Source organism: Longimicrobium sp. (assembly GCF_036399935.1).
GTDB lineage: Bacteria > Gemmatimonadota > Gemmatimonadetes > Longimicrobiales > Longimicrobiaceae > Longimicrobium.
The window spans coordinates 115,395-130,590 of sequence record NZ_DASWMD010000083.1 but is presented as its reverse complement, the minus strand read 5'-3'; the positions used below and the strand labels follow the sequence as shown (position 1 = coordinate 130,590).

Here is a 15,196-nt window from a genome sequence, read left to right as displayed (position 1 = left end):
CGATCAGGATGCTTGTCACAAGCTGCAGTGGAAACCCATCCTCCGCGCGCAACCCACTCACCCGAGCCCTACCCCAGAATGATCAACGATTTCCGGAAGTTCATCACCCGCGGCAACGTGCTGGACCTCGCGGTCGGCATCGTGATCGGCGCGGCGTTCACCGGCGTGGTGCAGTCGTTCGTCAACGACGTGCTGATGCCGCCCATTGGACTGCTGCTCGGCGGCGTCGACTTCTCGGAACTGTACCTGCACCTGGGCCGTGGCACCTACCCGACCCGCGCGGCGGCGGTGGAGGCTGGCGCGCCGATCATCAGCTACGGCCTGTTCATCAACAACGTGATCGCGTTCCTGATCACCGCCTTCGCCGTCTTCCTGATCATCAAGGCCTACCAGCGCACCCGCCCCCCCGAAGCGCCGCCCGCGATCCCCGAGAAGCAGTGCGCCTTCTGCTACTCCAAGATTCACTTGGCCGCCATCCGCTGCCCGAACTGCACGTCGGACTTGGCACTGGCCTGATAATCAGCAACGATGAGCGAGTCTGCCGTCGATAGTGAACCGCGCTATCAACACCTCGCTCGTCACGGCGGCTTAGTTGCCGCTCCTGCCGCTGAGGACATCGCGTCTGGGCCCGCCGCGGACAATGTGACGCATACGTAGTCCAAGGCTTACAAACCAAACGCTCCTTCCGACATTGCTTGTGACTTCCGGGCTACTGTAGGCGACATCCTCGAGGAACGTGATGTAACCCACTGTCGCAACTGGTTCGAAGGTGTATGCGGGGGGTGCCACGCCAATCTCGCCCTTCACAAGCATGTAGACGTTCGAGCTTCGCCCGAGTTCCTCCGCGTTCTCGGTTGTCCGCTCCACTCCGGCGTCATAGAACAACAGCCTGCTGCTTGCGATTCCGCCGCCAGCACCCACCTGAAAGCTCACTGGGCTGCGGGGATCGAGGAGGCTGGCAACCGCGCCCAAGTGGAGGTTGAGGTTGTCCCATGTGACCGCAGAGCCTGCGGGCATGCTGTCAACATCCGCTGCTGATAAAGGCATGTAGGCGAGGCCGCCAAATACGCCTAGATACTGATTGAAGTTGTATTGCCCTCCGAGCTCTCCACCGATCGCCGCTTCATCGCCCAGTGCCGGTGAATTCGCGTACAGGAGAGCGCCTAAGAGATACGCATCGTGCCGCAGGAAACGATTCGGATCGACGAATACCGCTGCGTTGAGTGAATCGACATTGCGTTCAATTCGGTCGACTCGACCTTCAAGGCTGACTATACGTCCCTCGGTTACCGTGACTCTACGCTGCAGATCCACGATCATCCGGTACTGCTCGCGTTGCTGCTGCTCAAGCCGGGCGATGCGGCTTTCTACCGCGGCGAGCCGACGATCTGTCTCCCGAACATGAGCGGCAAAATCGCGGTGAAGCTGGTTGAGCTGGGCACGGACTTGTCGATCATTGAGTTCGTTGCGTGCGAGCAGAGCATGGTATTGTCGGAGTTCCCCAGCGATCCTGCGCATCTCGTCCCTGATTTCGGGAGGGACGTTACGGTCCTCGGCAATTCCAAACGCATTGCGCAGCCCGTTCTCGACAACGCGCTTCACTCCGAGCCGGTCCATCCCCGCGTCAACGACCTTTCCAACCAACCAGTCACCCACAACGACGACAGCCCCACGGACCAACCAAATCGCCCAGTACTCGTTCGGCGGGTTGGTGACGCTCCTAGTTGCCAGCAGCGTTGCTGGGCTGGTCGATGTTTGTGGAATGCTTGCGGCGAGCGACAACGGGTTGAGCGAGGCGAGGAGCAGCGCGAGAGCTCTGATGGAGTTTTTCATTGAGACCTGATGCAGAGAGGTGGGTGCGAAAGCGTCACAATTTACGTTTACGGGCCGGAAAGACAAGAGTATTCCGCGCCCGACTGCTGCCGTAGTTAATGACGTCGACTGGCAGGCCCATCAAAAGTCGAGGCCGGCTCCGGAGTGATCCCGGAGCCGGCCTCGGCGTCTTCATCGGTGCAGCGCGTGCGCTAGATGTGCAGCGCGTGGCCGAGGGCGGCGAGGGCCGCTTCGGCGACGGCTTCGGAGAGGGTGGGGTGCGGGTGCATCGCCCGGTCCATCTCCTCGACGGTGCTCTCCAGGTGCCGGCCCACCACGAACTCGGCGATCAGCTCGGTGGCGTGCGGCCCCACGATGTGCGCACCCACGATCTCGCTGTACCGGGTGTCGCGGATCACCTTGATGAAGCCGTCGGTCTCACCCGCGGTTAGCGCGCGGCCGTTGGCGATCCAGGGGAACTTGCCCACCTGGATGTCGAGCCCCTTCTCGCGTGCCTGCTCCTCCGTCAGCCCGACGGAGGCGACCTCGGGGTGGCAGTAGGTGCAGTTGGGGATGTTGTTGTAGTCGATCCCCGCGTGCGGATCGCCGTGGATGCCCTCGATGCAGGCGACGCCCTCGTGCGAGCCCTTGTGCGCCAGCAGCGGCGGCCCGGCCACGTCGCCGATGGCGTAGATGCCCTCGACGTTGGTGCGCATCTGCCGGTCGACGGCGATGAAGCCGCGGTCCGTCAGCTTCACTCCCGCCGTCTCCAGCCCCAGGTCGTCCACCAGCGGCACCCGGCCGATGGCGGAAAGCACCCGCTCGGCCTCCAGCGTCTGCGAGCCGCCCTTGGCGTCGGTGATCGTCAGCGTCACGCCGTTCGTGCCGATCTCGGCCTTCTGCAGCGACACGCTGGTGAGGATGTTCATCCCCCGCTTCTTGTAGCTCTTTTCCACCACGGCCGAGCAGTCGCGGTCTTCCAGCGGCAGCACGCGGTCGGCCATCTCGATGATGGTGACCTGAGTGCCGAAGGCGGCGTACACGTCGGCGAACTCGCAGCCGATGGCGCCCGCGCCCACCACGGCCAGCGTCTTGGGCGGCTCCTGGGCCATCATGGCGTCGGTGCTGTCCCAGACGCGGTCGTGGTCGATCTTCAGGAACGGTAGGTCGCGCGGCTTGCTGCCGGTGGCGATGATCACGTGCTTGGCGCTGACGGTCTGCTTGCCGCCGTCCTTGGCCGTGACCTCCACCTGGCCCTTGCCGGCCAGGCGGCCGCGCCCGGGGATGTGCGTGACCTTGTTCTTCTTGAACAGGCCGGCCACGCCCTTGGTCAGCCGGTCCGAGACCTGGCGCGAGCGCTTGACGGCCTGTGCCATGTCGGTTTTGATCTCGCCCACGTTGACGCCGAATTCCTTGGCGTGGGCCAGGTGCTGGATCATGGCCGCGCTTTCCAGCAGGGCCTTGGTGGGAATGCAGCCGATGTTCAGGCACACCCCGCCAAGGAACGTCTCCTCGACGCACGCCGTCTTGTATCCCAGCTGCGCGGCCTTGATGGCGGCTACGTATCCGCCCGGCCCGGCGCCGATCACCACGATGTCGAAGCTGTTGTCCGCCAACGCTCACCTCAGGTTGCGAGTGGTCGCAGTCCGCCGCGCGAGCGACGGGGGGACCAAAGTACGGAGTGTGGCGCGAGGGAGCAACGGGAGGGACGAGTGCGTGAGTGCGTGAGTGCGTGAGTGCGGAACGGCAGAAGCCAGACGCGTGTCCTCCAGTCAGCGGATCCAGCGGGGCAGCCAGTCTGCGCCGGGGGCCCGAACGATGGTGGCCGCGCCGCCGCCATCCACGCGAACCACGCGGATGTCGGCCTCGCCCGCGACGGTGGAGGTGTAGGCGATGTACCGGCCGTTCGGCGACCACGACGGGGCGCCGGCGGACTCGCTCTCGGCCGAGAGGATTCTGCGCTGGCCCGTGCGCACGTTCGTCACCGCCAGCCGCGCGCCCGGCGTACCCGGCTTCCCGACGGTGTAGGCCACCTGCTGCGCCCCGACTTAGCCCCGCGAAGCGCCCGAAGGAAGTGGGAATTAGTCTCAAGAGGCGTTGTCTCCGCGGCTGGAAAGGCGCCGCGCGCGGGACCACAGGTGGCGGGCCGTCTCCGCGCCGCCGCGCCCGGCGCGGCCGACCAGCCGGCTGAAGCGCCCGCGGACGGACTGCACGCCATCCCGCGCGCCCCGCAGCGCCTCGTCCAGCTCCGCCGGGCCGAAACCCAGCTCGCCTGCGATGTGCGCCAGCACCGCTTCTTCTTCGGACGACACGCCTTCGTCGGCGGCGCCCAGCACGGCCATGTCCAGCAGCTCTTCGCGCTCGGCCTGGGAAAGGTGCTCCAGGATTTCGCGCTGCTCGCGGGTGTAGACGGGGACGGCGCCGTCGCCCAGCGCCGCAGCCTGGATGGCCGTCACGGTGGCCTGCCGCAGGCGGGGAAGCGCGGGGTTCATGGCGGCGGGAGACAGGCCGCGCACCTCCACCCCGGCCTCGTGCGAGAAGCGGGCGATGGCGGTACGCCCGACCGCCAGGGTGCTCACGTAGTTCAGTCCGCCGGCCACCGCCGCGCCCAGGCCGGGCACCAGGCGGCTCATCCACCGCCGCGCCACCTGCGCCGACGCCGCCCTGGCCGCGGCGTCACCGGCGCGGGCCGCGCCCAGCGCCAGCCCGGTCGACGCCAGGAACAGCCCGCGCACCTCGCTGGTGGGGTCCGCCAGCTCCACGCCGTACAACGCGGCGATCTCCAGCACCAGGTCGCGCTGCTGCTCGGCGACGAAGTGCCAGTCGGCCACCATCCCCAGCGCGGCCAGCGCGGTGCCGACGCCTGGGACCAGGGCGGGAACGGTGGTCGCGGCGCCCGCCGCGGCGGCGCGGCGGGCACGCTCGCGGGTGCGCCGCCACGCCAGGTCCGTCGCCGACACGTCCGGATTCGCCTCGCGCAGCGTACGGATCTCCCCCGCCAGCTCGTCGGGCCGGCCCTCGGGAACGCGTAGGGCGGCCTCCACCGCCTCGCGAAGCCGCCGCGCGATCCGCTCGCGGTCGCCGGGCGACAGCCGGGGAAACTGCACGTGGGCCAGCCGCTCGCGCACCTCGCCGGCCGCGGCCTGCGCCATCTCGCGCCACCGGCCGCTCACGCCATCGTCCTCGCCGTTCGCGTCATCGGGCGGCGGCGCGCCGGGAGCGGGCGCCGGAGCAGGAACGATCTGGTCTGCGGGGATGGCGTCGGGCATGGTGTCCGGTCGGTGGATCCCGGGGGATCCACCGTGTGGCAGGGAGATGGGAGCGGGCCGGAGCGGCGGGACGAAAGAACCGTCATCGCCTGTCGAGCGGGGATCGTCGAAACGGAGGGCACGGGTGAGCCCCCCGGCAGACGGCCGAGTCGACTTTCCGAAAAAGATCCGCGTGTTTGCTGGCGATGGCGGGAAGAGGCAAGCGGAATGCCGCGGCGGAAACTACGCTACGCGGGTGCACCCGCCCCTGGGGTGGGTGCGTGGCCTGTCCTCGTGGGGGGAGGACCGTGTGGCGCGCTCAGGAGTGTGTGGCGGATCCCTCGGTCGCTGCGGAGTACGGGCGTAAGGGCGGGTTCCCGTGGCCGCTCCTCGGGATGACATCGCGCGCTTCGGCAGGTGCGGCGTGCGTGCAGGTGAAGCCCCGAACGGGACGCGCCAGCGGCTCGTGTCGGGGCTTTCCGCTGTTACAGCCGCGGGTTTACCCGCCATGGGCGCGCCCGGAAGGTGGTGCCGTTCTCCCCCTCTTCCGCTTGCGGCCCGCTTGCGGGAGAGGGGGCCGGGGGGAGAGGGCAGCCGGGGAGTGCACGGCCCTCTCCGAAGCGCTCCGTCCTGTATTTTGATGTTTCCCTACTTCCGCCCGACCGTCTTACGCCGCCTGCCGCTGCTCCGTAAGCGTACCCTGCCGGAACGGCGTGCCCGTGGCGGCCTCGATGGCCTCGACCACGGCGCGGGCGATGCGCGGCTGCTCCTTGATGGCCGCCCAGTTCTCGCGGACGAACTCCTTGAGGTTGCGCGCCTTGCGGTTCATGCGGATCTCGGCGGTGTCGCCCACGCGCGGGCCCACGGTGCGCACGAACTCCAGCATGGCCTCGTGCTCGCCCGCGGGTGCCGGCGCCGGCTGGGCCGCGGCGCGCGCGGGGGCACGGGTGGTGGCGGGAAGCACCTCCACGGGAAGCTCGGGCGGGTCCCAGCGGAACGACGAGCCGTCGCGCGTCTTGCCGCGGAACCGGCCGCCCTCGTGCACACGGGCGAAGGTCTCGTCGAGCGTGTACAGGTAGCGCCCGATGCCCCACTGCACGGCGGCGCGCTTCATGGCGCCGGAAAGGCCGCCCTTCACGCCCTCGACGTCGGTGTTCTCGGCGCCGTCGTACTTGGTGACCCACTCCCCGCCCACTCGCACGGACAGGCCGCAGACCACACCGCCGTCGGGACCGGGGGCGAACTCGTTGCGCCAGTTCTCCGGCCCCACCACGTCGTCCAGCCGGGCCTGGATGGCGCGGTTGGTGACGTAGGGCACGCAGATGGCCCACACGCGGCCGTTCTTTTCGCCCGCGGTCTGCACCCGCCACTCGATGGCGTCGGGCTCGAAGAAGTCCTGAAGCGCCTTGAAGTCGATCTCCACCATCGGGTTATCCTCCACGCTCTCGTAGCACCGGCCGCCACTGCGCGGCCGGACCCGCTCATCCTGCCACGTAATATATTCGGGTTTTCTTCGGTAGTCAAGATCGGGAGGGGCGAAGACGAACGCGGGGCAGACCGCACCTGCGTCTGCCCCGCGACTCCTTCGTAACCGTAGTTACCTTGGTGACCGCGGTTACCGCTGCTCGCGCCGCACACGCACCGGCGCATCCAGCCGCACCGTGGCCGAGGAGCCGGCAGGGATCACCGCGTCGATGTCCTGGCCGCCGATGGCCACCGCCGTTCCCGCCGCCGCGCCGACCACGGCGCCACGTACGGTGCTCCGCCGGTCGCCGCCCAGCACCCGGCCCGCCACGCCGCCCACCACCGCACCGCCGCCGATGGTCGCCGCCTTGCGCCCCGCGCTCTGCCGGCTGCGCCGCTGCACGCTGGGCTCGCCCACCACCGTCACGTCGATGGGGTACGTCTGCCCGTTGTGGCGGACGGAGGTGAAGGTCACCGCCAGGTCCGTCCCGCGCGTCACGTTGCCCGACGGGCGCGCCCGCGTCACACGGCCGCGCACCGTGGCGCCCGCGGGGATCACCGTGCGTCCCTCGCTGTCCGTCAGCGACTCGGAGAGGGTGGCGGTGAAGGTGTCGCCCACGCCCATCGTCCGCGTGCTCACCTGCTGGTTGAAGCTCACGCTGAAGGTGCTGCCGCTGGGCGCCGTGCGCGTCACGTAGCTGGGGCCCGAGGACCCTCGCTCCGCCGGGGCTTTCGCGCTGCGCTGGGGCCGAGTGCGCTCGGCGGCCGGCGCGGGCTGGCCGGCCGGGGCCGGCTGCGGCGCGGGGGCGGGCGCCGCGAACGACAGGGGCCGCGGCGCGGCCAGCGAGTCCACCGGCGGGCCGTCCTCGCCCCGCACCTCGATGGTGGTGTCGGGAGTGATGGCGGCCAGGCTCAGGTCGCGCTCCAGCGCGCGGCGCTCCAGTACGGCGCGCTCGGAGGTGTCCTCTCCCGGGCCGCAGGCGACCAACAGGGAGGACAGCGGCAGCGCCAGCAGCAGGGCGGCAGCGAGTGTCTTGCGAGTCATGGAACGGCTCCTTCGTCAGCGTCGTTGCTTGTGTTTCGGCCAGGGCGACCCTAAGCTCAGGCCCCGCGTCAGCCCCCCGATTGCCGGGTTACAAGGGCAACGCCCGTACCCGAAGGTCCATGAAGGCGCTCAAGGCACTCGTTCCCTACCTCCGGCGCTACCGCCTTTCCATCGCGCTGGGGCTGCTGGCCGTCGTGGGCGCCAACGGCGTGGCCGCGCTCAGCCTGGAGGCCATCAAGCACGGCGTCGACGCGCTCAGCGAGCCGGGCGCCACCCGCAACACCGTGGCGCGATGGGCCGCCATCTCGGTGGGGCTGGCCCTGCTGACGGGGCTGGGACGCTTCTGGATGCGCGAGATCCTCAACGGCACCAGCCGCCGCGTGGAGGCCGACCTGCGCGACGACTTCTTCGCGCACCTGCTGACGCTGGACGCCTCGTTCTACGCCCGGCACCCCACCGGCGAGATCATGTCGCGCGCGACCAACGACATCCAGGCCGTGCGGATGGTCGCGGGTCCGGCGTACATGTACCTGGTCAACACCCTCGTCTTCGGGGTGATCGCGGTGGTACGGATGGCGTGGATCGACCCGTGGATGACCTTCATCTCGCTGGTCCCCATGCTCCTGCTGCCCCCGGTGACCGTGGGCTTCGGGCGGATCATCCACGACCGCTTCACCCGCATCCAGGAGCAGATCGGCCTGCTTTCCACCATGGCGCAGGAGAACCTGGCCGGGCAGCGCATCGTCAAGGCGTACGGGCAGGAGGCGCCCCAGTCCGCGCGCTTCCGCGAGCTCTCGGCCGAGGCGATGCGCCGCAACGTGGAGCTGGCCCGCACCTCGGGGCTGTTCTACCCCAGCCTGGGGCTGCTCGCGGGGCTGGCGATGGCCGTCGCGCTGCTGGTGGGTGGGCGCGCCATCCTGGCCGGGCGCATCACCATCGGCGACTTCGTGCTCTTCGTGCTGTACCTGGGGCAGCTCGCCTGGCCCATGATCGCCCTGGGCTGGGTGACCAACCTGTTCCAGCGCGGCGCCGCCTCCATGGCCCGGGTCTCTGAAGTTCTCGAGGCCGAGCCGCGGGTGCGCGACGCCCCCGACGCCGCCGCGCCGGACCCGGTGCGTGGCGAGATCGAGTTCCGCGGCGTGTCGTTCCGCTATCCCGGCGCCGACCGCGACGTGCTTCGCGACATCAGCTTCCACGTTCCGGCGGGCTCCACCGTGGCCGTGGTGGGGCCCACCGGCTCGGGCAAGTCCACGCTGGTGTCGCTGCTGGCGCGCCTCTTCGACCCCACCGCCGGCACGGTGACGGTGGACGGCGTACCGGCGGACCGCTGGCCACTGGCACGGCTGCGGCGGGTGGTGGCGCTGGTGCCGCAGGACACCTTTCTGTTCTCGGCCAGCATCGAGGAGAACCTGGCGCTGGGCTTCGACGACGCGGACCCGGCCAGCCGCCTGGCCCGTGTGCGCGCGGCGGCGGCCGTGGCCCGGCTGGACGAGACGGTGTCCGAGTTTCCCGGCGGATACTCGACAGTGCTGGGCGAGCGCGGGATCAACCTGTCGGGCGGGCAGAAGCAGCGCGCCGCGCTGGCCCGGGCCGTGGCCCGCGATGCGCCCATCCTGGTGCTGGACGACGCGCTCTCGGCGGTGGACACGCACACCGAGCACGAGATCCTGGACGGCCTGAAGCAGGTTTTCGCGGGGCGGACGAGCGTGATCGTTAGCCACCGCGTGGCCGCGGTGATGGACGCCGACCTGATCCTGGTGCTGGACGACGGCCGGCTGGCGGAGCGCGGCACCCACGCCGAGCTGCTGCGCGCCGGGGGGCTGTACGCCGCCCTGCAGAGGCGCCAGATGCTGGAGGCGCAGGTGGAAGGCGACGATCTCCTTGCAGCCGCGTCAGGCGGGGTCTAGATTCGGGCTCAGCATCAGTTCCCACCCGCGCCGATCGGCATGGAACACCTTCACGTTCACCTTCAGGGCGATCCCGGCACCGCGCAGCGTCTGCGCGAGGTGCTGGCCCGCGAGGGGTTTCGCGTCGTGGAGCCGCCCCCGGAAAAACCCGCGGGCGCCATCGTCGTGCAGGTGCGCGCCAACGGCATCAACGGCGCCAGCGCGGAAGTGGAGATGGAGGCGCGGGTTGAGGAGCTGGAGCGCAGCGTGCTGGAGCTGCGCAACCTGGACGTCGCCAAGTCGCAGTTCCTGACCAACGTTTCGCACGAGCTGCGCACGCCCCTCACCGCCATCGTCACCTACGGCGAAATCCTGCGCGACGGGCTGCTGGGGGAGATCTCCGCCCGGCAGCGCGACGCCATCGAGTCGATGATCGGCTCGTGCCGGCAGCTGCTGGCGATGATCGAGGAGATCCTCACCTACGCGCGCTCCACCGCCACCACCATCGACATCCGCCCCGGCGAGTTCGGGCTGCGGGAGATGGTGGCCGAGGTGCGGCGGATGAACGAGTCGCTGCTGGACCGCAAGAACCTCACGTTCAGCGTGGAGCTGGGCGAGAGCCTGCCCCCCGTGTGGGCCGACCGCGACAAGGTGGCGCACGTGCTGCGCAACCTGATGGGCAACGCCATCAAGTTCACCCCCGAGGGCGGGTGGGTGAAGGTGCAGGCCCGCGCGGCGCCGGGGCAGCCGGGGTGGCTGCAGATCGAGGTGGCGGACAATGGCATCGGCATCGAGCCCGAGCACCACGAGCTGATCTTCCGCGAGTTCGCGCAGGTGGATTCGTCGCGCGCCCGCATCCATCACGGCACCGGGCTGGGCCTTTCCATCGCCCGCCGCTTCGTGGAACTGCACGGTGGCCGCATCTGGGTAGAAAGCACGCTGGGCGAGGGGAGCCGGTTCTTCTTCACCCTTCCCTCCACCGAGGCGGTTCCGGCGGAGGGCGAAGCACCCCGCGGCGCGGGGGGCGCGGCCGGGTGAGCGAGCGGAGCATTCTTCTGGTCGAAGACAGCGAAGCCATCCGCACCGCCTTCACCATCCTGCTGGAAGACGCGGGGTACCGGGTGATGGGCGCGGGGACGGGTGGCGAGGCGCTGCGCATGGCCGGCGAGCACGCGCCCGGCCTGGTGCTGCTGGACATGGGGCTCCCTGACATGTCGGGGCTGGACGTGGTCCGCCGCCTCAAGGCCGATTCCGTGACGGCCGCCATCCCCGTCGTCGCGCTCACGGGCCGCGACGAGGATGCGGACCGGCAGGCGTGCCTGGCCGCGGGCTGCGCCGCCTACCTGGTGAAGCCCGTCGACACCCAGCGCCTGGTGCGCGACCTGCCCGGCTTCATGACCGCGTCCCCCGCGGCCTGATCTCCCCTCCCTCCACTTCGATGTGCCTCCGCGTGCCCAGGGGCGGGTGAACCCGCGCCTGGAAACGCGGAAAGCCCCGGCTCGGGCCGCTGTCGCGTCCCGCCCGGGGCTTCACCTTCACGTGCCCCTCACCTGCCGAAGCGCGCCTGTCATCCCGATGGAGCGGCCCCGGAGAACCTTGCCCGCACATCACGCACAGCAGCGACTGAGGGATCCGCCACACAGCGCGGATGCCGCTCATGGCCGCGGATGCGCCGTCCTGTCTCTTCCCCCCAGCCGTCGCGCGTCGTCAGGTGCGGCGTGCGTCGTCCGCCGGAACCCGCCTACTCCTGCAGTGCCGGGAGTCGCACCGTGAAGGCCGTGCCTTCGGCGCCGCTGCTGACGTCCAGGCGCCCGCCGTGCTCGCGAACGATGCGGCGGCAGATGAAGAGGCCCAGCCCGGTACCCTCGTCCCCCGGCTTGGTGGTGAACAGGGGATCGAAGATGCGCGGAAGCTGATCGGCCGGGATCGGCGGCCCGTCGTTCCAGAACTCCAGCACCACCGCGGGGTCCGCCTGATGATCGGCGCGGGCGGTGACGCGCAGCGTGCGCCCGCTCTCCGCCAGCGCCTGCTCGGCGTTCACCACCACGTTCAGGAACACCTGCTGAAGCTGGTGCCGGTCGCCGCTGACCGCTGGCAAATCACCCGGAACGTCCACCTGCAGCTCGACGCCCGTCGTCCGCAGCTTCTTTTCGCGCATGCCCAGCGTCGCCGTCACCACCGAGCCCACGTCCACCGGGTAGCGCTCCGCCGGGTGCCGCCGCGCGAAGTTCAGCATGTCGCCCACGATGTGGGTGCAGCGATCCACCGCGTCCACGATCTCGCGTAGCTGGTCGGCCATCTGCGGGTCCGTCGCGCGGCGCTGAAGGAGCTGCGCGTGTGCGCTGATCACCGCCAGCGGGTTGTTCAGGTCGTGCGCCACGCTTCCCGACAGCAGCCCGAGCGTGAACAGCTTGTCGCGCTCGGCCAGGTGCTCCTCCATGTGCTGCCGCTCTTCCCACAGCCGCCGCGTGCGCAGGTGCGACTGGATGCGGGCGCGCAGCTCCGCCCCGCGGAAGGGCTTGGTCACGTAGTCGCTGGCGCCCGCGTCGAAGGCCGCGTACACGCTTTCTGGGTCCGTCTTGGCCGTCACCATCAGCACGGGCAGGCGCAGCGCATCCCACCGCTGCCGGGCGTAGTGGCAGATCTCCAGCCCCGACACCCCCGGCAGCATCCAGTCCAGCAGCAGCATGTCGGGGGCGCCCTGCTCGTCCAAAAAGCGGATGGCCGTATCGCCGTCGGCCGCCACGCTCACCCGGTATCCCGCCTGCTCCAGGATCATCCGCAGCACGCGCGCGGCGGACGCATCGTCCTCGGCGATCAGCAGGTGCTCGCCGCCACCGCGCGCCAGCGCGTGGGCCTGTCCCTCCGTCACAGCAGCGGCTCCGGGTGGGCCAGCCGGGCACGCGCGGCTTCGGCATCCATCGACAGCAGCGGCATCAGGCGGTCGGGGGCAATCTCCCTGCGCTCCATGGTGAACACGCGAAAGGCCCGGGCGCTCAGGTAAAGGTCGTGCGACACCTGCGGCAGGCCTATGAGCCCCGCGCGGCCGCTTTCCGTCAGGCGCTGCACCGCGCCGGAGCGGCGAAGCAGCAACAGGTCCAGCCCCAGCATCCGCGGCTTTTCGGGATAGTCCACCAGCACGCATCCCTCGTCCAGCCCCAGCTCGCCCGCCAGGCGGGCCTCCAGCGCGCCCCGCAGCTCCCCGTCGGACGCCACCCACGCGTCCCCCGGCATCCCCCGCAGCGCCTCCGCCGGCACCTCCAGCGCGCGCTTGGGAAGCCGGCGGCGGCGCACGGCGGGGATCCACCGGTCCGCCACCCGCCGCGCCGCGGGGTCGTCCATCTCCGCCGCGCGCAGCTCCAATATGGTCATCAGCCGCTCGTCGGACTGGCCCACCAGCTCCTCGGCCCCGATCACGCCGCCCCGCAGCGCATCGTGCACCAGCCGCTTGTACAGCGCCGTGGCCGAGCGCACGGCGTGGTGCCAGTAGACGTTGCGGAACATCTGGTACTTGGAGAAGAGCAGCGACTCCAGCGCGGACAGCCCTTTTTCGTGGATGCCCACCTCGGCGCGCCCGGTGTGGGGATCGGGGAGGATGGCGATGGCGTGCAGCAGCCGGTCGACGTCCACCTCACCGTACGGCACGCCGCAGAAGCGCGCGTCGCGCCGAAGGTATTCGATCTTGTCCAGGTCCAGGCTGCCCGACACCAGCCCCTGCAGCGGCGACGCCGACCGGCCGCGGATCATCGCGGCGATGCGGGCCGGCGCATCGGGGGCCAGCGCCTCGAGCGTGCCGCGGATGGGCTCGGCGCACAGGAAGCGCTCCGCCAGCTCCTCGTGGTCGCTGCTCACCAGCTCTTCGCCCAGCTCCTCCAGCGCGTGGGAGAACGGGTAGTGCCCCACGTCGTGAAGCAGCGCCGCGTACGGCGCCAGGCGGCAGTCCACCGGGTCCACCTGGCCCAGCTCGCCCCGGTCGCCCAGAAAGGTCAGCGCCGTCCGGGCCAGGTGGTACACGCCCAGCGCGTGGTCGAACCGCGTGTGCACGGCGCCGGGATACACCAGGTACGCCAGGCCCAGCTGCCGGATGTGGCGCAGCCGCTGGAACTGGGGCGTGTCGATGATCCGGACGGCCGTGGCGTCCAGCCGGATGGTGTTCCAGAGCGGGTCGCGAACGACCTCGAACTCGCGCGAGGGATCGGTGCGGGAATGCATGAGGGGCGGGAGTGTACCGGCGGGCGGGGCGGGGTGTCAAGGCGCCGCGGCCCCGGCGCGCACACCCGGCCACGTCGCGCTCGCGGACTGAAGCGAGCGGGGATACCCGACCCGCCACAGGTGGTACGCAAACGTCCACTTGTGGCGTGAACAGAATCCGAGCTTTGCGGAGGAAAACCCTTGCGCAGAGTGGAGAATACACTTAGGCTTGTGGCCCTGACCGCCTGTCCAGTTATAGGAAAGGCGGGTCGTCCTGAACGCGGGAGGCGCCCATGCAGATCGGAACCGGAATCTACACGCCCACCGAGGCGGCGTCCCTGCTCAACGAGCGCCCCGACACGGTGAGCCGCTGGGCATGGGGGTACTCGCGCACCCGCAACGACCAGCACAGGGCACATCCGCCGCTGATCAGGACCGAGCTGCCGCGGATCGACGGCCAGAGGGCGATCACCTTCGTGGAGCTCATCGAGCTGCTGTACATCCGCGCCTTCGAGCGGGCGGGCGTCTCCTGGAGCCAGATCAAGGAGGCGGCCCGGGTGGCGGCGCGGATGTTCTCGACCGACCACCCGTTCGCGCTGCGTCACCTGTACGTGGACCCGGGCAGCCTGTACGGGTCGCTGCGCGAGGAGGACGGCTCGGAATCGCTGGTCCAGCTGGTGGGCCACGGGCAGCACGCCATGCCGCAGCTGGTGAAGCCGTACCTGGAGCAGATCGAGTTCGACGTGAACGACGTCGCGCGGCGATGGTGGCCGATGGGAAAGGCGGGCGGCATCGTGGTCGACCCCATGAAGGCCTTCGGCGCGCCCGTGGTGGAGCAGGTGGGAATCCGGGCGCGCTCGCTGGCCGCGGCCTACGATGCCGAGCTTCCGGCCTTTGGCGCGGGCGCCGTGAATCGCGTCGCGTGGACGTACGACATCGAACCCGAACACGTGCAGGCGGCTCTCCGGTTCCGCGAATGGCAGAGCCGGGCGGCCTGACGTTTCTCTTCGACGAGAACATGCCGCAGCGGCTTGCCACCGCCATGCGCACGCACATGGGGGAGCGGACCACCCACGTGTACGACGAGTTCGGGCGGGACGGGGTGCTGGATCCCGAGGTGCTGAGGTACGTGGGCGAGAACGGGTGGTTCCTGGTCAGCCGCGACCGCCGCAGCCTGCGCCGCGCCCCGGAGCGTGCGCTGATCGAGCAGTTCGGGACGGGCGCCTTCTTTCTGAAGGACAGCCTCGACGATTTCTGCTCCATCGCGCGGGCGCTGATCCACAATTGGCCGGAGATCAAGCGGATCACCCGTGGGCGCGACCGGCCGTTCGTCTTCCTGATCCGCGAACGGGGCGTCGTGCGCCTGGAGAACCGCCACATCCGGTGACGCCGCTTGCGGCGGTTCACCCGCTCATTGGAGAGGTGCACGCCTCGGCTGTCGGTGCCCTTCGGCTGCTGTGTGGCGGATCCCTCCGTCGCTGCCGGGCGCGGCGCGCGGGCAGGTTCGGAGGGGCCGCTCCGTCGGGATGACAGGCGGGCTTCGGCAGGCT

Annotated in this window: 14 protein-coding genes; 6 read left to right on the top strand and 8 right to left on the bottom strand. The window is 70.0% G+C overall.

The features are described 5' to 3' along the window. The first annotated feature begins 78 nt into the window (after window positions 1–78). Entirely contained in the window at window positions 79–516 is a 438-nt protein-coding gene (mscL, locus tag VGB24_RS25030; protein WP_331075667.1) for a large conductance mechanosensitive channel protein MscL, read from the top strand. Window positions 517–588: 72 nt separating this feature from the next. Here the strand turns inward: mscL and VGB24_RS25025 are convergent, their stop codons facing one another. The 6 genes from VGB24_RS25025 to VGB24_RS25000 all read right to left on the bottom strand — a co-directional run bounded on the left by VGB24_RS25025 (window position 589) and on the right by VGB24_RS25000 (window position 7,569). Further along, window positions 589–1,833 carry a hypothetical protein gene (locus VGB24_RS25025; protein ID WP_331075666.1) on the bottom strand — a complete coding sequence of 415 codons (1,245 nt, stop codon included), beginning with the start codon at window positions 1,831–1,833 and terminating at the stop codon, window positions 589–591. A gap of 191 nt (window positions 1,834–2,024) precedes the next feature. Further along, the gene (gene lpdA, locus VGB24_RS25020) at window positions 2,025–3,428 is read right to left on the bottom strand and encodes a dihydrolipoyl dehydrogenase (RefSeq protein WP_331075665.1); all 1,404 of its coding nucleotides are present in this window, start codon (window positions 3,426–3,428) and stop codon (window positions 2,025–2,027) included. 156 nt (window positions 3,429–3,584) lie between these two features. Further along, on the bottom strand, window positions 3,585–3,845 hold the full coding sequence (locus VGB24_RS25015) for a hypothetical protein (RefSeq protein WP_331075664.1): 261 nt from the start codon (window positions 3,843–3,845) through the stop codon (window positions 3,585–3,587). Between the two features lie 54 nt (window positions 3,846–3,899). Next, entirely contained in the window at window positions 3,900–5,081 is a 1,182-nt protein-coding gene (locus VGB24_RS25010) for a hypothetical protein (RefSeq protein ID WP_331075663.1), read from the bottom strand. Between the two features lie 646 nt (window positions 5,082–5,727). Beyond that, window positions 5,728–6,501, bottom strand: a complete 774-nt coding sequence (locus VGB24_RS25005) for a Rad52/Rad22 family DNA repair protein (protein ID WP_331075662.1) — start codon at window positions 6,499–6,501, stop codon at window positions 5,728–5,730. 174 nt (window positions 6,502–6,675) lie between these two features. Beyond that, entirely contained in the window at window positions 6,676–7,569 is an 894-nt protein-coding gene (locus VGB24_RS25000; protein ID WP_331075661.1) for a hypothetical protein, read from the bottom strand. Window positions 7,570–7,688: 119 nt separating this feature from the next. On the opposite strand from VGB24_RS25000, the gene VGB24_RS24995 reads away from it, so the two are divergent. Genes VGB24_RS24995 through VGB24_RS24985 form a run of 3 tightly spaced genes read left to right on the top strand, consistent with a single transcriptional unit; the run spans window position 7,689 to window position 10,873 of the window. Further along, window positions 7,689–9,476: an ABC transporter ATP-binding protein gene (locus tag VGB24_RS24995; protein ID WP_331075660.1), complete on the top strand. Its 1,788-nt coding sequence runs from the start codon at window positions 7,689–7,691 to the stop codon at window positions 9,474–9,476. 39 nt (window positions 9,477–9,515) lie between these two features. After that, on the top strand, window positions 9,516–10,493 hold the full coding sequence (locus VGB24_RS24990; RefSeq protein ID WP_331075659.1) for a HAMP domain-containing sensor histidine kinase: 978 nt from the start codon (window positions 9,516–9,518) through the stop codon (window positions 10,491–10,493). After that, the gene (locus tag VGB24_RS24985) at window positions 10,490–10,873 is read left to right on the top strand and encodes a response regulator (RefSeq protein WP_331075658.1); all 384 of its coding nucleotides are present in this window, start codon (window positions 10,490–10,492) and stop codon (window positions 10,871–10,873) included. Before VGB24_RS24990 ends, VGB24_RS24985 begins: the two co-directional genes overlap by 4 nt. Before the next feature lie 323 nt (window positions 10,874–11,196). Here the strand turns inward: VGB24_RS24985 and VGB24_RS24980 are convergent, their stop codons facing one another. Continuing rightward, window positions 11,197–12,327, bottom strand: a complete 1,131-nt coding sequence (locus tag VGB24_RS24980) for a sensor histidine kinase (protein WP_331075657.1) — start codon at window positions 12,325–12,327, stop codon at window positions 11,197–11,199. Next, window positions 12,324–13,667, bottom strand: coding sequence for an HD domain-containing protein (locus VGB24_RS24975; protein WP_331075656.1), 1,344 nt, complete (start codon window positions 13,665–13,667; stop codon window positions 12,324–12,326). Before VGB24_RS24975 ends, VGB24_RS24980 begins: the two co-directional genes overlap by 4 nt. Before the next feature lie 272 nt (window positions 13,668–13,939). Here VGB24_RS24975 and VGB24_RS24970 point away from each other — a divergent pair, with 272 nt between their 5' ends. Further along, complete coding sequence (locus tag VGB24_RS24970; protein ID WP_331075655.1) at window positions 13,940–14,644, top strand: hypothetical protein; 705 nt, start codon at window positions 13,940–13,942, stop codon at window positions 14,642–14,644. Next, entirely contained in the window at window positions 14,623–15,033 is a 411-nt protein-coding gene (locus VGB24_RS24965; protein ID WP_331075654.1) for a DUF5615 family PIN-like protein, read from the top strand. The genes VGB24_RS24970 and VGB24_RS24965 overlap by 22 nt, the downstream gene beginning before the upstream one ends. Window positions 15,034–15,196 lie beyond the last annotated feature (163 nt).